Consider the following 20,125-nt stretch of genomic DNA (forward strand, 5'->3'; position numbering starts at 1 on the left):
GCAAAATGCGTCGATAGCGTCAGCATGAGGGCGGTTTGAACGGCGGTCATCTCTGAAGATCCTTTTGGCGAAGAATCTTCAATCTTACCCCTTCATCCCGCTCTCACTTAAACTGTCGTGTACGGTGGAAACACGGAAACGCTCTAGAGAAAACGGCGCTGCCCGGCTTCAGGCCTCGGCGGCGCCATCCCTTTTGCCCGAGAAGGCGGTGGCGAGCGCCGCATAGAGTTCGCGCGGGCTGAAGGGCTTGCGCAACGTTGTCGTGGCGCGCAGATCGGCCGGCATGCGCGCCGAGGCGCTGACCATGACGACCGGCGGCAAGCCGCCGGCGCAGCGGCTTTCCAGGGCGTCGAGCACGTCGGTGGCCGTCTCGTCGCGCAGCGTCCAGTCGACGATCACCACATCCGGCCGGCAGGTGGCGACGACGGCTTGCGCCTCGGCGCTGCCGCCGGCCTCGAACACGTCGACCTCGAAGGACTCGAGGATGCTGGTTATCAGCATGCGGGCGATCGGGCTGTCGTCGACGACCAGCGCCACCGGACGGGCTTCGCCGGCCGTCGCGTCGTCATCGCCGTCGCCGGCAGGGGTCGGAGCGACGGCGCGGCGGCCCAAGAGATGGCCGACGAGACGACGGCCGCCGATGATCGCCTGGGCGCCGCCGGAGCCGGCGGACGGAGAGGCAGGGGACGGTCGCATGGGCATGGTCGGTTTCCTGGCGAATGATCGGCCAAGAGTAGACGCCGGACCTTTCCGCCGTGTTAAACGTCGCACCTGGTCCACAAACCTCTTGAGAAACCGGTCTTTCGCCGATCGACCGTTGACGGCCGACCGCCGACCGGTATAGTCCGCCTCCGCTGCCCCAGTGGCGAAATGGTAGACGCGGCAGACTCAAAATCTGTTGTTCGCGAGAACGTGCTGGTTCGAGTCCGGCCTGGGGCACCATTTCATTATTTCATTTCTCTCGGCTCGTGCCCTGTCGAATCATGGTGCCGACCGATATGAAGCCGGAAAGGCCGCGAGGGTCGCGCCTTGGTTCTCGCAAACCCCCATCCGCCGCATGCCTCAGGCATTCTCGGGCATGTAGATCTGCACGGATATCAGGGTGTTTTGCGGCGTGCCCTCAAGCCGGCCGAGCAGCCTGGCCATGGTTTCCGCCGCCGTGCGCACTTCGGCCTCGGGGTTCTGATCGATGATGGCGTCGATCGCACGGGCGCGCAGCAGCCCTCTCCGGTCTTCGGTCAATTCGTGGGTGATCAGCTTGACGTCGTTCTGCCGCCCCAGCGCGCGGATGGCCTCGACGACCGGCAACGCGCCCGACGACAGGTGATAGACGCCTTTGATGCCCGGATTGTTTCTGAGGGCGGTGTAGATGATGTCGCCGGCCCGGTCGAATTTTTCACCGCTCTCCACCACCGCCACGACGCGGCACTCCGGATGGAATTGCCGCAGCACCTCGCGGAATCCCTGCTCGCGATCGCGATGCCCGCCGATGTCGCGCAGGCCGGCGATGATGACGATATCGCCGCCCTGGGGCTGGAGGAACCTTCCCATCAGGTCGCCGGCGACGCGGCCGGCCCTGAGGTCGTCGGGGCCGACATAGGCCGACCGGTTGCTGTCGTCGATGTCGGTCGCCAGCGTGATGGTCGGCAGCCGGGCCGACGCGTCCCGCAAGGCGGCGGCGATCGACGGATGGTTGGGAAGGGTGACGATCAGCCCGTCGTGCCGTTCCGCGGCCTTGCGGATCAACTCGGCGATCCGCGCCGGCTCGTTCGGATCGATGTGATAGACCAGGAACTGGATGTTGAGGTCGGAATAGACGCGCCCCGCCAGATCGAAGGCCCGCTTGAGCGCGGCGTGGAAGGGGTTGGCCGGCGGTTGCATCAGCAGGGCGACGCGCATCGTCCGGCTCGGCCGCACCGCAATTGACGGGCTCAGCCCGAGCCGTTTGGCCGCTTCGAGGACGCGCGCCTCCTTGTCCTCGGCAACGCCGCCGCGGCGGTTGAGCACCCGGTCGACGGTCGCCGGCGAGACATCGGCGGCCCGCGCCACCTCCCTGGCCGTGACTTTGCGGGGGCTCACGGTCCTAATCCTCCCAACACGCTGATTTGGCTCTTTAAAAATGATGGCAGTTCATCAGGGAACGGCTTCCGGCCAGCGGCCTATCCGCTTATCATCCAGTCAATCCGGATAGCAATCAAAATAACACGCCCCCGATCGCGAGATGATCCAGAGACGACGATCCTCCCTCGGATCGACGGCGAAGATGTTTCGCGCCTCGGAACGGGAGGAATTTCATGAGCATTACGATCACCACGGCGCCCTGCTGCTGGGGCGTCGACGACGTCGACAATCCCAACCTGCCGAGTTGGCGCCTCGTGCTCGACGAGGTGGCGGCGGCCGGCTTCGGCGGCCTCGAGCTCGGTCCCTACGGCTACATGCCGCTCGACCTGCCGCTGATTTCGCGCGAGCTCGAAAAGCGCGATCTTTTCATCGTCGCCGGCACGATCTTCGACAATCTGGTGGACCCGAAGAACCGCGACAGCCTCCTGCGCCAGACGGACGAGATCTGCGGCCTGGTCAGCCGCCTGCCGCAGCCGCGGAAGCGTCCCGGCCAGCGCTTTCCGACGCCCTATCTCACGGTGATGGACTGGGGCCACGACGAGCGGGACTATGCGGCCGGCCACGGCGACCGGGCGCCCCGGCTGTCCGACGGCGACTGGGCCGGCATGATCGCCAACATCGAGGCCATCGCCGACCTGGCCGCCAAGCGCTACGGCGTGCGGGCCGTCGTCCATCCCCATGCCGGCGGCTATATCGAGTTCGCCGACGAGATCGAGCGGCTCGTCGCCGGTATCCCGGCGTCGGCCGCCGGTCTCTGCGTCGACACCGGGCACGCTTTCTACTCGGGAATGGATCCCGTCCAGACGCTCGAGAAATACTATCCGCGCCTCGACTACATCCACTTCAAGGACATCGACCCCGCCAAGTATCGCGAGGTGATGGGCCGCCGCATCCGCTTTTTCGAAGCCTGCGCCGAGGGCGTGATGTGCCCGATCGGGCGCGGCTGCATCGACTATCCGGCCATCCGCGCGCTGCTCACCCGCCTTGGCTACGAGGGCTACATCACCGTCGAGCAGGAACGCGATCCGCGCAATTCCGGCGGCACGCTCGCCGACGTCAAGGCCAGCCGTAGCTATCTCGCCGGCGCCGGCTTCTGAGGACGAGGAAACAACATGATCAACGGTGAAAAGCACACCGAAGCGCCGATCCGCTGGGGCATGGTCGGCGGCGGCAAGGGCAGCCAGATCGGCTACATCCATCGCTCGGCCGCCCTGCGCGACAATACCTTCACCCTGGTTGCCGGAGCGCTCGACATCGTGCCCGAGCGTGGCCGCAGCTTCGGCATCGAGCTCGGCATCGATCCGTCGCGCTGCTATGCCGACTACGAAACGATGTTCGCAGCCGAAGCGCAACGGGCCGACGGCATCCAGGCGGTTTCCATCGCCACGCCCAACAACACCCACTTCGCCATCGCCAAGTCGGCTTTGGAACACGGCCTTCACGTCGTCTGCGAAAAGCCGCTGTGCTTCACCGTCGCCGAAGCCAAAGAACTGGAAGCTCTTGCCGCCGCCGGGAAGAAGGTGGTCGGCGTCACCTACGGCTATGCCGGCCATCAGTTGATCGAGCAGGCCCGCGAGATGGTGGCGCGCGGCGACCTCGGCGAGATCCGCCTCGTCAACCTGCAATTCGCCCACGGCTTCCATAGCGCGGCCGTCGAGGAGCAGAACCCGGCGACGCGCTGGCGGGTCGATCCGCGCTTCGCCGGTCCGAGCTACGTGCTCGGCGACGTCGGCACGCATCCGCTCTACCTGTCGGAGGTGATCCTGCCCGACCTCAGGATCAAGCGGCTGATGTGCGCCCGGCAGAGCTTCGTCAAGTCGCGGGCGCCGCTCGAGGACAACGCCGTCACGCTGATGGAATACCAGGGCGGCGCCTTCGGCACCGTCTGGTCGAGCTGCATCAACGCCGGCTCGATGCACGGCCAGAAGGTGCGCATCGTCGGCTCGAAGGCCAGCCTCGAATGGTGGGACGAGCGGCCCAATCAGTTGTCCTTCGAGGTCCAGGACGAGCCGGCGCGGGTGATCGAGCGCGGCATGGGCTATCTCTATCCGCCGGCGCTCGCCGACGACCGCATCGGCGCCGGCCATCCCGAGGGACTCTTCGAGGCCTGGGCCAATCTCTACTACCGCTTCGCCATGGCGATGGAGGCCAGCGACCGCGGCGACGCGGCGCGGCTGGCCGGCATCCGCTATCCCGACATCCGTGCCGGCATCGAGGGCGTGCGCTGGGTCGAGAACTGCGTGCGGTCGGCCGACCTCGGCGGCGTCTGGGTCGACTACGTCTGAGGCGATGGCGGCATCCGGCCGGTCGGGAGGATCGGCCGGACGCGCAATGCGGATATCCGCTTCCGGGCCCTGCCGGAGAGGGGCGAGCCCGGGGCGATACGCTCCCCGTGAGGAGGGGATCCGACGATGGACGCCGGTGGCGTCGGACACCGGAACAACGCAGAGCAACGAACAACGGGTGACCGCCCATGGCGCCGACTGTCCGATCGTGCGGAGCTGGAGACTCTCCGGCCGTTCAATCGATTAGGGCAACGAGGCAGGATCGGCGGTTTGGAGGAGAAGGAAATGAAAGTCAGGAAATTCGTCACGACCCTGCTGGCGGCCTCGATCATCGCCGGCCTCGGCCTGTCGCAGGCTGCGGCCGCCGACAAGGTCAAGATCGGCATGGTTCTGAAGACCGTATCGAGCCCGTACTGGCAGGCGATGGCCGCCGGCGCGCAGGCGGCGGCCAAGGAGAACGACGCCGAGCTGGTTCTGCTGGCGCCGCCGACCGAGGATGCCGTCGAGCAGCAGATCAACATGTTCCAGGACGTGCTGTTCCAGCAGCCGGCCGTCATGATTTTCTCGCCGACGCAGCCGCCGGCAGCCGTCAACATCATGGAGAAGGCCAAGGCGCAGAAGGTGCCGGTCGTGCTGGTCGACACACCGATGCCGCCGAAATTCACCGACTACGTCACCTTCGTCGGCATGGACAACGTGGGGATCGGCAAGGTGGGCGGCGAAGCGCTGGCCAAGGTGCTGAAGAAGGGCGACAAGGTGCTGCTGCTGGAGGGCGCGCCCGGCAACCCGACCAACACGGAACGGTGCAACGGCGCCGAAGAGGTCCTGAAGGCGGCGGGCATGGTGATCGCGGCGCGGCAGCCGGCCTATGACGATCGCGAGCGGGCCTATTCGGTCACCCAGAACGTGCTGCAGGCGAACCCGGATATCGCCGGCGTGTTCGGCGCCGACTACACCAAGCAACTCGCGGCCTCGCGCGCCTTCAAGCAGGTCGGCAAGGGCGAGGTGCCGATCGTCGGCGTCTATGCCAACGACGAGGTGATCAACGCCATCGCGGCGGGGGATCTTTACGCCTCCGTCCACATCAACAGCTACGACATGGGGCAACTGGCCGTGAAGACGGCGCTCGATATCGTCGCCGGGAAAGAAATTCCCAAGAACACCTACGTGAATACGGTCGTTGTCACCAAGGACAACGTGCAGGAGCTGATCGACCAGAACGCCAAGTTCGCCCAGTGAAGCGAAGGCGTGCTCGTGCCGGTGCCGGAGCATCGCTGCCAATTGCTCACTCCCGAGCAGGGGGCTCCGGCGTCGCCACGGTCGAAGCGACGCGGCCTTACCGCTTGGGCCGCGCCGCTTCGGCGCCCTCCATGCCGGGCGCCGGCGCGATGTCTCTCCCTTCGCGCGGGCGGCCCGGCATGGAAACCCGGCGGTCCGTTCGGCTGCCGGCCGAAGTTCACAAGCCCGAAGGCCGCTGGCACGGCCGGAGGGCCATGAGGAGGAAACGATGAAACTCGCGCTCGATCCCTACATGCACCGTCACCTGTCGCTGCCGGAGATCTGCCGGCTGACCGCCGAGCTCGGCTACGACGGCGTCGAGCTGTCGCCGCGCGCCGACTTCCTCGACTGGTGGGTGATGCCGCGCGCCACCCCCGAACGCCGCGCCGAGTTCAAAAAGGCGCTGAAAGACCACGGCCTCGAACTGATCACCTTGCAGCCGATGTACCGCTGGGCCAGCCCGGTGGAGGAAGAGCGCCAGATGGCGGTGCGCTACTGGAAGCGGGCCATCGAGGTGGCCGTCGACATGGGCTGCGACACCATGGTCTCCGAGTTCGGCCGCGGCACCTCGCCGGAACGCTCCAGGACGCTGCCGCTCGGCACCGACACCCGCGAGACCAAGGAAGCGGCCTGGTGGCGGTCGATCGAGGAACTGACGCCGATCTTCGAGAAGGAAGGCGTCGTCCTGTCGGTCGAGCCGCATCCGGAGGACTGGGTGGAGACCTTCCATCCGGCCTTCGACATCATCCGCATGGTCGGCTCGAAGAACGTCCGGATGAGCTACATCGCGCCGCACACCTTCTACTATTGCAGCGGCGACGCCAGCAAGATGGCGACGACGCTGCGCGAGGCGGCGCCGATCCTGCACCACGTTCGGGTGGCCGACACGTTCAATCCCTTCGTGTCGTCGGGCAACCGCTACATCGCCAACCCACCGGACGCGTCGATCCGGGTGCACCAGCACCTCGACATCGGTCAGGGCGAGATCGACTGGGAGACGTTCTTCAAGACGCTCGGCGAGGTGAAGTTCGACGGCATCTATTCGTCCTGCGTGTTCGCCTGGGAGGACCGGGCCGAGGAATCGTCGCGCTTCATGTGCCAGGAAATCAGACGGTACATCGAGAAATACGCCAAGGCCGGCGCCGCCCCGTGAAGGGGGCGGCATCGTGCCGCCTCCCGGCGCCCTTCATCGCCACAGGCCTACTTGCCGCGCTCGATGCGGCACGCATCAGCGCCAAGGAGGGTGGGTGGTGCTGGCAAAATAAGGATGTTGTCGGCTTCGGGATATCGAATGCAGTAAAGAACCCGATATCCTTTGGTGTGACGATTCGCTGAAGTCGCCCTGCGGCTCTGTCCGCGATGCGTGGTCTCTGCCGGCTGTCCTATCGATGGCAGCCGGCGAAGCCGAACGGCAGCCGTCCTGACGGACAAGAGCGCATTTGATGGTTGATCTTCAGAGTACCGTCCTTCAGCCGGTTTTCCTCGCGGTTGCGATTCCGGCGATCTTCAGCGTCGGCCTTTCCAAAGGCGGCCTCACGCCGGTCGGCGGGCTGGCCGTTCCCCTGCTCGCCTTCGTCGTGCCGCCGACGACGGCAGCCGGCATCGTCCTGCCTCTTCTGTGCTTTTCCGATCTCATCGCCATGTGGACGTTCCGCCACCATGTCGATGTCAAGCTCTTGTGGCCTCTGGTCCTGTCGGCCGTCGTCGGGGTGGTGATCGGCTTCCTGACGTTCCATCTGCTGGACGAGAAGACGATCGGCCTGCTGATCGGCCTGATCACCGTGGTCTTTACAATTCGCCATTGGCTGGGCGCGCTCGTGGAAAGGCTTGCCAGCGCGCGCCCAACGACGCGCGACGGCGTCATGTGGTCGATCGTCTCCGGCTTCACCAGCTTCGTCGCCCATGCCGGCGGCCCGCCGCTGATGTTCTATCTGCTGCCGCTCAAGCTCGACCGCATGACCTTCACCAGCACGTCGGTCTTCTTCTTCGGCATCGTAAACTACGCGAAGCTGCCTTTCTTTGCCGTTCTGGGCCTGTTGAGCGCCGACAATCTGATGACATCGCTGGTCCTGACGCCGGTCGCGCTTATCGGCGTGGCGGTCGGCACCTGGCTGCTGCGGGTCATGAACGAAGCCCTCTTCTACAGGCTGAGCTACCTGCTGACGTTCCTGGCCGGCCTGAAGCTGATCTGGGACGGCCTCGGTCTTTGACCGGCGTCGCCCCCCATTTTTCCGCGCGATGTTCTAGACATTTTCAGGGGTGATGATCTCGAAAGGAACAACCCGCTGGATAATGGACGATTGCTGCCCCTGTCCGATTGCCTCCAGCATGGCGTCGATCAGCTCGTGGGAGGTGCGGTCGCGGGGATGGCACAGCGCCGCCGCGATCAGGCCTTCGTTCAATCCTTTGCGGGCTTCGGTTCCGACGTCACGGCAGACGATCCGGATTTTCGCGCGCCGCTCGTCCGGAAGCTCGCGGATCGCCCGTAACACACCGGAAATGCCGCCACCGATGACGTAGAGGCCGACCAGATCCGGCTCGGTGGACAGGAGCTCGTCGACGATGTCATGGGCGGCATTCGCCTCCTCATGGGTCAGACAGGCATCGAGCACCGTCATGTGGCTTGCATGCTCGCGGATATAGGATCGAAAGCTGGCGTCGGATATGTCCTGGCACTGATAGCGATGATTGCCGATGAAGGTTGCGATCTTGCCCGAACCACTTACCATGTTGGCGATCAGATAGGCGGCCGTGCGCCCGAGCTTCCAATTGTCGGTGCCGACATAACCCGCCTTGTTGGAAGCTGATAGGTCCGTGATGAAGGCGATGACGGGAACCCCGCGCTCGCGAAGCGTATTGATCGTCTGACTGATCTGGGGGTGGTCGGCGCAAACGACCGCCAGGGCGTCGACCTGGATCCCGATCCGCAGCATCGCATCCGAAATGGACTGAGGCGACAGGTCGTCGACGAAATCGATGTTGGCGTGAATGTGGGCATCGTGCCAGTGGCGCGCCGTATCGGCGATGGATGTCGCAAACAGGCGATAAATCTCGCGGTTCGACTGCTGCAGCAGAAAACCCAGCCGGTAGCGGGGCAACGCATTTTTTTCGCGGTCAAGCAGAGTTCCCAAGCCGTAAAACTGAATTTCCTCGGCGGCCTTTCGAACGCGCTCCGCCGTGTCCTGCCTCACCTGAGCCGTGCCATGCAGCAGCCGATTGATGGTTGCGATACTGACGCCGGAAGCCTGAGCCAAGTCGGCGATGGTGGGGCGACGCATGGGAGTCTCAAATCATGTCATTTATGGTTGGTATAATATGACATTAAATAGATCAGCTTGGAAGCCGCTATCTTTCGCTAAACAAGCCCGTATGGTAGAAAATCGACATCGATATAGAAGGAAACAGCGCGGGGAGGCGCTGAAGAAGCCATCTCTTCTCGAACGGGTTGGAGTCGTCGTTTGATATTCTTCGGGATGAAGCAATGCTATTTTGTTTCATTTCCTGATGAATTCATCAGCCGCTGATGGTACGCGCCTTTGGTGTGCTGGCGTCTAATATCGTGTCGAGGAGAGGCAACAAGCTTCGGCCTAAAAGGCGCCGGGTGGGAGGAAAGACAATGAAGGTTTTGACGACCTTGTCGCTTTCGGCGGCGCTTACGGCCATCCCAATGGGACGCATGCCGAAATCATGATCCGATCGCGGCTATAGCTCCCGGGAACTTATCCGACTCAACGGTTCTGCTTTCCACGCCGGCACGCCCACCCGTGCCGACGAACGGGATTGCCATGGCCGTTCCGCAGACTTCTTTCCCAACACTCCGTTGGAGGCGCCCTGGCGCCCGATTGACTAGCTGAAAGGTTCAGAAATGTTGAATGGCGAAAAACTCATCCGGCGTCCGTTGCGCTGGGGCATGGTGGGCGGTGGCCGTACCGGCCAGGTCGGCTACAAGCATCGCACCGGGGCGCTCAGGGACAATACCGCCTACCGGCTGGTGTGCGGCGCCTTCGACATCGACCCGGCGCGCGGCAAGGATTTCGGCGTGAACATCGGCGTCGACGCCGATCGCTGCTATGCCGACTACAAGACGCTGATCGCCGGGGAGGCCAAGCGCGCCGACGGCGTCGAGGTGGTGACCGTCGCCACGCCCAACTTCACCCACTACGAGATCACCAGGGCCTGCCTGGAGGCCGGACTGCACGTCATCTGCGAGAAACCGCTGTTCTTCACGGTGAAGGAATGCCGGGAGATCGAGGAACTGGCGGCGCGCAAGGGCCTCGTCGTCGGCGTCACCTACGGCTTCACCGGTCACCCGCTCGTCCACCAGATGGCGGCGATGGTGAAGAAGGGCATACTGGGCGACATCCGCATCGTCGATCTGGAATATACCCACGGCTTCAACTCCGGCGACGATGTCGGCGCCTCCGAGGCGGTGAAATGGCGGACCAATCCCAAAACGGCTGGCCCGACCTTCGTGCTCGGCGACATTGGAACGCATCTCTACTATCTGTCGGAGATCGTTCTGCCGCATCTGAAGATCGAGAAACTGCTGTGCGACCGTAACGCCTTCATTTCGACCCGGGCGCCGCTCGAGGACCATGCCACGGTGCTGATGCACTATGATAATGGGGCTCGCGGCCGGCTTTGGGTGTCGTCGGTAGACGCGGGCAACATGGGGTCGCAGCGCTATCGCTTCGTCGGTTCGAAGGCATCGGTTTCCTGGTCCGATGCCCATCCCGACCAGCTCATCTATGAAATCCAGGGCGAGCCGCCGCAGATCCTGCACCACGGCATGCCTTATCTCGAGAAGGAAAGTCTCGCCTGCGACCGCATGGGCGCGCTGCATACCGAAGGCCTCGGCGACAGTTGGTCCAATATCTACCTGTGGATCGCCGAGGCCATCGACGCCAGGAATCGTGGCGACGAGGCCTTCCTGAAAACCCACCATTATCCGGGCATAGCGGCCGGCACCGAAGGCGTGCGCTGGCTGGAGAACTGCGTCCGGTCTGCCGACGCCGGCTCCGTGTGGGTCGACTTCCAGTGACCTTGCGGACGCCGCCGTCAGCGGCGCCCCTTCTTCCAAAGGATATCAAGATGAAGCTTTCCATCTGCACCGACGTGATGGGCAATCTCTCCTTCACGGAGATGCTCGACAAATGCGTCGCCCTCGGCGTCGAGGGCGTTGAGATGACCGGCGGCGGCTGGTCGCGGGCGCCGCATTTCCGCGCCGACGAACTCTTGGCCGACAAGGGGCTGCTGAGATCCAAGCTGAAGGAGATCGAGGCCCGTGGCCTTGAGATCGCCGCCCTCAACTGCTCGGCCAACCCGCTCGATCCCGGCGCCATGGGCGGGCGCCATCGCCAGGAGATGGAGGACACCATCCGCCTTGCCGGCGAGATCGGCGTCAAGACCATCGTCACCATGTCCGGCCTGCCGGAGGCGGCGCCCGGCGATACGGTGCCCAACTGGCTGGTCTACACCAAGAGCTGGCCCGACGAGATGCCGGAGCGCGACCGCTACCAGTGGGAAGACCGCGCCTTGCCGCTGTGGCACGACCTCGTCAAGCTCGCCAAGCAGGTCGGCGTCGAGCGCTATGCACTCGAAAACTTCTCGGCGATGCTGGTGTGGAACCCCGAGACGCTGTTCCGCCTGCGCAACGCGGTCGGCCCGACGGTGGGCATGAACCTCGATCCCAGCCATCTGATGTGGATGGGCGCCGACCCGATCGCCTCGGCGCGGGCGCTGGGGTCTGCCATCCACCATTGCCACGGCAAGGACACGCGCATCGAACGCGGCCGGTCCGATGTCGACGGGCTGCTCGAACTGCGCGAGGTCACCGACGTCGCCAACCGCACCTGGAACTACGTGGCGGTCGGCGCCGGCCATGACCTGCAATGGTGGAAGGAGTTCTTCTCCGTCGTTCGCATGGTCGGCTACAACGGCTGGGTCAGCCTGGAGATGGAAGACTTCACCATGTCGACCGACGCCGGCATCCAGACCTCGGTGGACGCGCTCAAGACGACCATCAGCCGCTGATATCGACGGCGGCCGTTCTCGAACCACGATGATGGATCGCGGCTCCTCAGCGACGCCATCGGTCATCGTGCCGACGCCGGGCATTGGTGCGAATTTCTCACTCCCGAGCACAATCCACCGGCGTCACCACAGTCGAAGCGACGCGGTTCGCTGTTCAGGCCGCGCCGCTTCGGCATGTTCCAATCCCCGGCGGCGACGTCGGGCACGTTCAAGCGGCGGCGGATGCGCGTGCAGATATCGGCTTCCGGGCTTTGCCGGAGAGGGGCGAGCCCGGAAGCGGTGTGCTCCCCATGAGGAGGGGATCCGACCAGGAATGTCGGTGGCGTCGGACACCGGAACAAAGCAGAGCAACCAACATCAAGCGGCTGTCTGTCGTGCCGATCATCGGGTCCGGCTGGGTCTGGCCGGACGGATGAATCATTGACCGTTTTTTTGAGGCAGGACAGGTGGCCTGGAGGAGAAGAAAATGAAAGTCAGGAAACTTATCAAGGCCTTGCTGGCCGCTTCGATCGTTGCCGGTGTCGGCCTGTCGCCGGCTGCGGCCGCCGACAAGGTCAAGATCGGCCTGGTGCTCAAGACGATGACGACCCCCTATTGGCAGGCGATGATCGCCGGGGCGCAGGATGTCGCCAGGGAGAACGACGTTGACCTCGTCATGCTGGCGCCGCCGACCGAGGATGCCGTCGAGCAGCAGATCAACATGTTCCAGGACGTGCTGTCGCAGAATCCGGCGGTCATGATCTTCGCCCCGACGCAGCCGCCGACCGCGATCAACATCATGGAGAAGGCCAAGGCGCAGAAGGTGCCGGTCGTGCTGGTCGACACGCCGATGCCCGAAGGGTTCGACGACTATGCCACCTTCGTCGGCATGGACAATATGGCGATCGGTCGTGTTGGCGGCGAAGCGCTGGCCAAGGTGCTGAAGAAAGGCGACAAGGTTATCCTGCTGGAAGGGGCGCCCGGCAATCCGACCAACACGGAGCGGTGCAACGGCGCCGAAGAGGTCCTGAAGGCGGCCGGCATGGTGATCGCGGCGCGGCAGCCCACCTACAACGACCGCGAACGGGCCTTCTCAGTCACGCAGAACATCCTGCAAGGCCAGTCGGATATCGCCGGGGCATTCGGCGCCGATTTCGACAAGCAACTCGGGGCCAAGCGCGCCTTCACCCAGAGCGGCAAAGATGTTCCGATCGTCGGCGTCTACGCGACCGACGAGGTGCTCAGAGGCCTTCTGAACGGCGAGCTTTACGCCTCGGTCCACATCAACAGCTACGATATCGGACAGCAGGCCGTAAAGGCGGCGCTTGACGTCATCGCCGGCAAGGATGTTCCGAAGCGTCTCTTCGTCGACGCGATGGTCGTCACCAAGGACAACGCGCAGGCCGTGCTCGATCAGGCCGCCAAATACGCTCGGTGAGCGGTTCTCCGGCGCCGTTTCGGTGCCCTCCATGCCGGGCGCCGGCGCGATGTCTCTCCCTTCGCGCGGGCGGCCCGGCATGGAATCCCGGCGGCCCGTTCGGCTGCCGGCCGAAGTTCACAAGCCCGAAGGCCGCTGGCACGGCCGGAGGGCCATGAGGAGGAAACGATGAAACTCGCGCTCGATCCCTACATGCACCGTCACCTGTCGCTGGCGGAGATCTGCCGGCTGACCGCCGAGCTCGGCTACGACGGCGTCGAGCTGTCGCCGCGCGCCGACTTCCTCGACTGGTGGGTGATGCCGCGCGCCACCCCCGAACGCCGCGCCGAATTCAAGAAGGCGCTGAAGGACCACAGCCTCGAACTGATCACCTTGCAGCCGATGTACCGCTGGGCCAGCCCGGTCGAGGAAGAACGCCAGATGGCGGTGCGCTACTGGAAGCGCGCCATCGAGGTGGCCGTCGACATGGGCTGCGACACCATGGTGTCCGAGTTCGGCCGCGGCACCTCGCCGGAACGTTCCAAAACGCTGCCGCTCGGCACCGACACCCGCGAGACCAGGGAGGCGGCCTGGTGGCGGTCGATCGAGGAGCTGACGCCGATCTTCGAGAAGGAAGGCGTCATCCTGTCGGTCGAGCCGCATCCGGAGGACTGGGTGGAGACCTTCCATCCGGCCTTCGACATCATCCGCATGGTCGGCTCGAAGAACGTCAGGATGAGCTACATCGCGCCGCACACCTTCTACTATTGCAGCGGCGACGCCAGCCAGATGGCGACGACGCTGCGCGAGGCGGCGCCGATCCTGCATCACGTTCGGGTGGCCGACACGTTCAATCCCTTCGTGTCGTCGGGCAATCGCTACATCGCCAACCCGCCGGATGCGTCGATCCGGGTGCACCAGCACCTCGACATCGGCCAGGGCGAGATCGACTGGGAGACCTTCTTCAAGACGCTCGGCGAGGTGAAGTTCGACGGCATCTATTCGTCCTGCGTCTTCGCCTGGGAGGACCGGGCCGAGGAATCGTCGCGCTTCATGTGCAAGGAAATCAGAAGGTACATCGAGAAATACGCCAAGGCCGGCGCCGCCGCGTGAAAGAGGGGCGGCAGCCTTCCACCTCGGCTCGATCGGCGGATTGCGGGACGTAATTCGAAAGCACCCGGCGGTTCGGTTCCGACATTGTTTCGCTTTCGGCCTCGACCTGATACATCGGACGCGCCAATCCCGATCGTCCGCAGGCCCAATGTCCGATACCGCGCCCAGCCAATCCTCGCTCATCCCGTTTCTCCGTGGTGCCCTCGACCGGCATACCAGCGGCGTCATCTATCGCGACCTGGCGGCGGCGCTGCGGCAGGCGATCACCGAGAACGTGCTGGGTGCCGGCGATGTGCTGCCCGGCGAGCGGGACCTTGCCGAGGAGATCGACGTCTCGCGCACCTCGGTGCGCAAGGCGATCGAGGCGCTGGTCGGCGATGGCGTGCTGATTCGCCGCCATGGCGCCCGCACCGCCGTGGCCGAGCGCGTCGAGAAGCCGCTGTCGGCGCTGACTTCCTTTTCCGAGGACATGCGCTCGCGCGGCATCGAGCCGGGCATGGCCTGGATCAGCCGCGAGGTGGGTCCCGCCTCGCCGGCCGAGATCATGGCGCTGCACCTCTCCGTCGGCGCCCGCGTCTGCCGCCTGAAGCGCCTCAGGACCGGCGATGGCCTGCCGATGGCCATCGAGCACGCGGTGGTGCCGGCCGACGTGCTCGACGATCCCGAGGTGGTCACCGGCTCGCTCTACGACGTGCTTGCCGAGCGGCATCGCCGGCCGGTCAGGGCCTTGCAGCGCCTGCGCGCCGCGGTGGCCGGCGCCGAGGACGGCCGCCTGCTGCACATCGAGATCGGCGCGCCGCTGCTGGTCGCCGAACGCCGCTGCTTCACCGCCGACGGCACGCCGGTGGAATTCACCCGCACCTATTATTGCGGCGAGCGCTACGACTTCCTGGTCGAGCTGCGTGCCCAGGACGGGATGTGATCACTTTAATACCAGTTGAGCAAATTATAGGCCTTTAGTCCAAACTGGTTGCTGACTGGTTCCTTCGCTGCTACCACTCTGATCGTGAACAGCAGCGAGGAAACCGTGTCCGACTGCCTCCAGCGCTTCGCCTCATCGCTCGTCGTCTCCTGCCAGCCGGTGCCGGAAGGGCCGCTCGACCATCCCGACCAGGTGGTCGGCTTCGCGCTGGCGGCGCTGGCGTCGGGCGGCCGCGGCCTTCGCATCGAAGGCATCGCCAATCTCAAGGCGGTGCGCGCGGCCACCGACGCGCCGATCATCGGCCTCATCAAGCGCGACCTCGATACGTCGCCGATCCGCATCACCCCCTTTCTCGACGACGTTGCGGCGCTGGCCGAGGCCGGCGCCGACATCATCGCCTTCGACGCCACCGACCGCGTGCGTCCCGTCGCCGTCGCCGAGCTTTGCAAGGCCGTGCAGGCCCACGGCAAGCTCGCCATGGCCGACATCTCGACCATCGAGGAAGCGAAGGCGGCGGTGGCGCTCGGCGTCGACGTCGTCGGCACCACCATGTCCGGCTACACCGGCGGCCCGGAGCCGTCCGATCCCGACTTTCCGCTGCTCGCCGCCGCCGTCCGGCTCGGCCGGCCGGTGATCGCCGAGGGGCGCATCCGCGTGCCGGAGCAGGCGGCCGAAGCGATCCGGCTCGGCGCCCACGGCGTGGTCGTCGGCTCGGCCATCACCCGTCCCGAGCACATCACCCACTGGTTCGCCGATGCCATCGCGGCGGCGCGCGCCGCCTCGGCCCGGCCGTCCCTCGCCTTCGACCTCGGCGGCACCAAGACGCTGGTGGCGCTGGTCGACGGCGACCGCATCGTCGAGGCGAACGAGCGGACCACCGACCGGCATCTCGATCCCGACGACTGGTGCGACGCCATCGCCGAGCTGGCCGCCCCCTGGCAGAGCCGCTATGGCGCGATCGGCGGCGCGGTGACCGGCGTCGTCCACGCCGGCCGCTGGTCGGCGCTCAATCCGGGCACGCTGCCGGTCTCGGCGAACTATCCCTTGGCCGACGCGCTGGAGAGGCGTCTCGGCCGGCCGGTGGTGCTCCATAACGACGCCCAGGCGGCGGCCTGGGGCGAGTACCGCTTCGGCGCCGGCGCCGGCCGCGACCTGTTGTTCGTCACCGTCTCCACCGGTATCGGCGGCGGCGCCGTCATCGGCGGCCGGCTGCTCACCGGCCGGGGTGGGGTGGCAGGCTCGGTCGGCCTCACTCAAGAAACGGCCGGCGTTCCGCTTGAAACGCTGGCGAGCGGCCGCTTCCTGGCCGACGCGGCGGCCGCGCTCGGTCATGCCGTCGACGCGCCGGCCGTCTTTGCGGCGGCGGCGCGCGGCGAGGCCTGGGCCTCCGCGGTTCTGGACCGCTCGGCCGACGTCGCGGCGCGGCTTCTTCAGAACCTGCAACTGCTGTTCGATCCGGCCATCATGGTCGTCGGCGGCGGCGTCGGCCTGGCCGACGGCTACCGCGCGCGCCTCGAAGCGCGACTGGCGCATCTGCCGCCACACCTGAAGCCCGAGATCCGCGCCGCGGCTCTCGGAAAATCCGCCGGCGTGATTGGCGCCGCCGATCTCGCCCGTCGCACATTATAAAATCCAAGGGGACACAAATGACGCGACTGAAGACTCTCCTGACCGGCGCCGCCCTGTTCGCGGCGCTTGGCGCAAGCGGGGCCATGGCCGAGGTGACCGTGCTCGGATGGCCGGGCGGGCCGGAGGAAGCCGGCCTGCGCAAGGCGGCCGACGCCTATAACGCCACCGCCTCCGATGCCGACAAGGTGAAGCTGATCTTCTTCAACCGCGACGGCTTCTTCGACAAGCTGGCCGCCGACCTCGCCGCCGGCTCGACCGATTTCGACGTCAACCTGCTCGCCACCTACGCGCTCGGCCGCTACGCGCCGTTCATGGAGCCGATCACCCTGCCGGACGCCTCCAAGGCGACCTTCCCCGAGAAGGTGCTGGCGACCATGCAGTATGACGGCAAGCAGTACGGCATCCCGACCGACCTGTCGCTGCACTTCATGTATTACCGCACCGACCTCGTCGAGAAGCTGCTTTCCGATGCCGACTGGAAGGCGAAATACGGCGAGATCTCCGAGAAGTATCTCGGCAAGAAGCTCGAGCCCAAGGATCCCGACGCCTGGACCTGGGAAGACTGGATGGCGACGGCGCTGTTCTTCACCAAGGCGATCAATTCCGACAGCCCGACCCGCTACGGCACGGTTCTCCAGATGAAGAACCTGTTGTTCAACATGATGGTCTGGCACTCGGCGGCACGCGCCGAGGGCGGCGACTGGATGAATGAGGCGGGCGAGATCACCGTCGACAGCCCGGCCTACCGCACCGCGCTCGACATCTACAAGAAGCTCTACGACGAGGGCACCTCGCCGAAGGATTCGACCACCTACGAGTTCGCCGAGGCCAACGCCGCCTTCGGCGCCGGCCAGGCGGCCACCATGCTGCAATGGAATGCCGCCTTCGGCGACCTCGACAACAAGGAAAAGACGCCGGCGGTCGCCGGCAAGGTCGGCACCGTGGCGCCGCCCACCGGGCCGGCCGGCCGCTTCACGCATATCCACGGCCTCGGTCTCGGCATCAACAAGGCGTCCAAGAACAAGGACGGCGCCGTCAAGTTCCTCAACTGGCTGGGCACGCCCGACGCCATGGAGATCTACGCCAAGGCCGGCGGCTCGCCGGCGCTCAGCGACGCCGTGGTGGAGAAGGTCAGCGCCGAGCGGCCCGACCTCGTCAAGCTCGGCCAATATGCCGGCGCCTACGGCTTCGTCATGCATGGCGGCACGGCGGCCAAGGCGCTGCAGGTCTACGAGCTGCAGGCCAAGGAGTTCACCGCCTACTGGGTCGGCGACAAGTCGATCGACGACGCGCTCACCGCCGCCAAGACCGGCATGGCCGAGCTGCTGAAGCCCTGATGCCGGGGCCTTTCAAGGACCCCGGCATTCCGGTCGCGAATTTCTCATGCCACTGATGCAAATGGGAAATTCGCGGAACAACGCGCGGATGCGTCAGCATCTTCGCGCGTTGGCAGGATTGTCCGGACGGCGGCCTGGCCGCCGCTGTTCCACCTCCGGCGGATGCGGTAGACTCGACAGTTGAGCCAGCAGCGCCGCGCCGCCGTCCCGCGCGCCGATCCCCCCGGCCGGCGCGCGGGCGCCTTTCCGACGTCGCCGACCTTCCGAGGACGAGACCCCTTATGCCGCGGACTTCCCGTTTCGAGGGGCGCCTTCTGATCGCCCCGCTCACGGCCTTCCTGATCGCCCTCCTGGGGTTCCCGCTCGTTCTCGACATCATCTATTCGGTCTCGCGCGTCGGCTTCGAGAATATCCGAGCGCCCGAGCCGATCGGCTTCTCCAACTATGCCAAGGCGGTGGCCGACCCGGAATTCTGGGCCGCCGCCTGGTTCTCGCTGCGCTTCGGTCTGATCGTCGCCGTCATCCAGGTGGTGGCGGGCCTCATGCTCGCCGTGTTCCTGGCGCCGCTGTTCGCCAAACGGCCGTGGCTGATCGCCCTCTTGATGCTGCCGATGATGGTGGCGCCGGCGCTGGTCGGCCTGATGTACCGGCTGATCCTGCATGAGTTCGTCGGCGCCGTGCCCTACTATCTCCTCGAATGGTACGGCGATTTCCCGGCCTTCCTCGGCCGCGACTGGGCATTCACCACGCTGGTCACCGTCGAGACGCTGCAATGGACGCCGTTCGCGCTGCTCATCCTGCATTCGTCCTACGCGGCGATCTCGCCGGACATCCGCGAGGCGGCGGCGCTCGACGGGGCGCGCGGCCGGCGGCTGTTCGTCAACATCGACCTGCCGCTGATGCTGCCGGCCCTCGGCCTCACCTTCTTCATCCGCTTCATCGACAGCTTCCGGGTGTTCGACAATCTCTACACCCTGGTCGGGCCGGGCGCCGGCGGCTCCACCACGTCGATGAGCATCTACATCTACCAGGCCTTCTTCAAGGTCGGCGACATCGGCCTTGCCGTCGCCGCCTCGATGCTGCTGCTCGCCGCCTCCTTCGTGGTGCTCTGGGCCATCAACGGGCTGACGGCCAGAAAGGCGCCGCTATGAGGAAGCCTCTCGTCAACGCCCTGCGCTGGCTGGTGTTCGCCGCCGCCGTGGTGATCCTGAACTTCCCGGTGATCGCCACGCTGGTGACGTCGCTGAAGAGCGAGGCCGAGATCATGACCAACGCCTCGCTGATGATCGAGGCGCCGACGCTCGACAACTACGCGGCCGTGTTCGCCATGGCCGACCGCTTCGACATCCTGCATTTCCTGATGAACAGCCTCGTCGCCTCGCTGATCGGCTCGGTGCTGGCCATCGCGCTGGCCTTTCCCGCCGCCTATGCCATGGCGCGCTTCGGCGTGGGGCGGAGCTGGCTGCTGCCGCTCGCCGTCAACCTCAGGGCGGTGCCGCTGATCATCTTCGCCATTCCGATCTATCTGATGTACCAGCAGGTCGGCCTGCTCGACACGCGCTTCGGCCTCGCCCTGATCCTCTGCCTCGTCAACGTGCCGCTGGTCCTGGTGCTGTTCGCCTCGTCGATCGCCGACCTGCCGCTGGAGATCGAGGAGGCCGGCCGGGTCGACGGCGCCGGCACGCTCAGGCTTCTCGCCTATGTGGTGGCGCCGATGTCGCTCAACGTCGTCGCCGCCTCGTCGGTGCTCGCCTTCATCTATTCCTGGAACGAGTTCCTGTTCGGCCTGATGCTGACCACCAACAACGCGACGCCGGTGTCGGTCGGCGCCTCCTTCTTCTTCGCCGCTTCAGGCGGTGGCGTACGCTGGGGCGTCGCCGCTGCCGTGATGATCCTGGCGACGCTGCCGCCGCTCGCCCTCGGCCTTCTGATGTATCGCCAGATCGGCCGGTCGATGACCGCCGGCGCCGTCAAGGGCTGAGCAAAACGCCTTACCGCCTCGAAATTTCCG

General features: G+C 65.6%; 17 protein-coding genes and 1 tRNA gene. 15 read left to right on the forward strand and 3 right to left on the reverse strand.

The window, feature by feature from the left end:
- Positions 1–168: 168 nt before the first annotated feature.
- The gene (locus tag CJ014_RS10215; RefSeq protein ID WP_100080384.1) at positions 169–702 is read right to left on the reverse strand and encodes a response regulator; all 534 of its coding nucleotides are present in this window, start codon (positions 700–702) and stop codon (positions 169–171) included.
- Positions 703–856: 154 nt separating this feature from the next.
- Between CJ014_RS10215 and CJ014_RS10220 the strand changes: the two genes are divergently transcribed.
- A tRNA-Leu gene (locus tag CJ014_RS10220) sits at positions 857–942 on the forward strand.
- A gap of 120 nt (positions 943–1,062) precedes the next feature.
- Here the strand turns inward: CJ014_RS10220 and CJ014_RS10225 are convergent.
- Complete coding sequence (locus CJ014_RS10225) at positions 1,063–2,079, reverse strand: LacI family DNA-binding transcriptional regulator (protein ID WP_100080385.1); 1,017 nt, start codon at positions 2,077–2,079, stop codon at positions 1,063–1,065.
- Positions 2,080–2,294: 215 nt separating this feature from the next.
- On the opposite strand from CJ014_RS10225, the gene CJ014_RS10230 reads away from it, so the two are divergent.
- From CJ014_RS10230 to CJ014_RS10250, 5 genes are all read left to right on the forward strand, one after another.
- Complete coding sequence (locus CJ014_RS10230) at positions 2,295–3,218, forward strand: TIM barrel protein (protein WP_100080386.1); 924 nt, start codon at positions 2,295–2,297, stop codon at positions 3,216–3,218.
- A gap of 15 nt (positions 3,219–3,233) precedes the next feature.
- Positions 3,234–4,406, forward strand: coding sequence for a Gfo/Idh/MocA family protein (locus CJ014_RS10235; RefSeq protein ID WP_100080387.1), 1,173 nt, complete (start codon positions 3,234–3,236; stop codon positions 4,404–4,406).
- Positions 4,407–4,691: 285 nt separating this feature from the next.
- Positions 4,692–5,645 carry a sugar ABC transporter substrate-binding protein gene (locus CJ014_RS10240; RefSeq protein ID WP_165790813.1) on the forward strand — a complete coding sequence of 318 codons (954 nt, stop codon included), beginning with the start codon at positions 4,692–4,694 and terminating at the stop codon, positions 5,643–5,645.
- 268 nt (positions 5,646–5,913) lie between these two features.
- Positions 5,914–6,837: a sugar phosphate isomerase/epimerase family protein gene (locus CJ014_RS10245; protein ID WP_100080389.1), complete on the forward strand. Its 924-nt coding sequence runs from the start codon at positions 5,914–5,916 to the stop codon at positions 6,835–6,837.
- A 289-nt stretch (positions 6,838–7,126) separates the two neighbouring features.
- Positions 7,127–7,894 carry a sulfite exporter TauE/SafE family protein gene (locus tag CJ014_RS10250; protein WP_100080390.1) on the forward strand — a complete coding sequence of 256 codons (768 nt, stop codon included), beginning with the start codon at positions 7,127–7,129 and terminating at the stop codon, positions 7,892–7,894.
- Positions 7,895–7,927: 33 nt separating this feature from the next.
- On the opposite strand, the gene CJ014_RS10255 is transcribed toward CJ014_RS10250, so the two are convergent.
- Positions 7,928–8,962 (reverse strand): LacI family DNA-binding transcriptional regulator, encoded by a 1,035-nt coding sequence (locus tag CJ014_RS10255; protein ID WP_100080391.1) that lies wholly within the window; start codon positions 8,960–8,962, stop codon positions 7,928–7,930.
- Positions 8,963–9,549: 587 nt separating this feature from the next.
- On the opposite strand from CJ014_RS10255, the gene CJ014_RS10260 reads away from it, so the two are divergent.
- The 9 genes from CJ014_RS10260 (at position 9,550) to CJ014_RS10300 (ending at position 20,095) form a co-directional block, all read left to right on the forward strand.
- The gene (locus CJ014_RS10260; protein WP_100080392.1) at positions 9,550–10,725 is read left to right on the forward strand and encodes a Gfo/Idh/MocA family protein; all 1,176 of its coding nucleotides are present in this window, start codon (positions 9,550–9,552) and stop codon (positions 10,723–10,725) included.
- A 50-nt stretch (positions 10,726–10,775) separates the two neighbouring features.
- Positions 10,776–11,717 carry a sugar phosphate isomerase/epimerase family protein gene (locus tag CJ014_RS10265; protein WP_100080393.1) on the forward strand — a complete coding sequence of 314 codons (942 nt, stop codon included), beginning with the start codon at positions 10,776–10,778 and terminating at the stop codon, positions 11,715–11,717.
- Positions 11,718–12,183: 466 nt separating this feature from the next.
- Positions 12,184–13,134 carry a sugar ABC transporter substrate-binding protein gene (locus CJ014_RS10270; protein ID WP_100080394.1) on the forward strand — a complete coding sequence of 317 codons (951 nt, stop codon included), beginning with the start codon at positions 12,184–12,186 and terminating at the stop codon, positions 13,132–13,134.
- Between the two features lie 168 nt (positions 13,135–13,302).
- Entirely contained in the window at positions 13,303–14,226 is a 924-nt protein-coding gene (locus CJ014_RS10275) for a sugar phosphate isomerase/epimerase family protein (protein WP_100080395.1), read from the forward strand.
- 148 nt (positions 14,227–14,374) lie between these two features.
- Positions 14,375–15,148, forward strand: a complete 774-nt coding sequence (locus tag CJ014_RS10280) for a GntR family transcriptional regulator (protein ID WP_100080396.1) — start codon at positions 14,375–14,377, stop codon at positions 15,146–15,148.
- A 105-nt stretch (positions 15,149–15,253) separates the two neighbouring features.
- Positions 15,254–16,777, forward strand: coding sequence for a putative N-acetylmannosamine-6-phosphate 2-epimerase (locus CJ014_RS10285; RefSeq protein WP_100080397.1), 1,524 nt, complete (start codon positions 15,254–15,256; stop codon positions 16,775–16,777).
- A 17-nt stretch (positions 16,778–16,794) separates the two neighbouring features.
- Positions 16,795–18,114, forward strand: coding sequence for an ABC transporter substrate-binding protein (locus CJ014_RS10290; RefSeq protein ID WP_100080398.1), 1,320 nt, complete (start codon positions 16,795–16,797; stop codon positions 18,112–18,114).
- Positions 18,115–18,395: 281 nt separating this feature from the next.
- Positions 18,396–19,265 (forward strand): carbohydrate ABC transporter permease, encoded by an 870-nt coding sequence (locus CJ014_RS10295; protein WP_100080399.1) that lies wholly within the window; start codon positions 18,396–18,398, stop codon positions 19,263–19,265.
- Positions 19,262–20,095 carry a carbohydrate ABC transporter permease gene (locus CJ014_RS10300; RefSeq protein WP_100080400.1) on the forward strand — a complete coding sequence of 278 codons (834 nt, stop codon included), beginning with the start codon at positions 19,262–19,264 and terminating at the stop codon, positions 20,093–20,095. Before CJ014_RS10295 ends, CJ014_RS10300 begins: the two co-directional genes overlap by 4 nt.
- Positions 20,096–20,125: the final 30 nt, after the last annotated feature.

The organism is Pleomorphomonas carboxyditropha (genome assembly GCF_002770725.1).
GTDB lineage: Bacteria > Pseudomonadota > Alphaproteobacteria > Rhizobiales > Pleomorphomonadaceae > Pleomorphomonas > Pleomorphomonas carboxyditropha.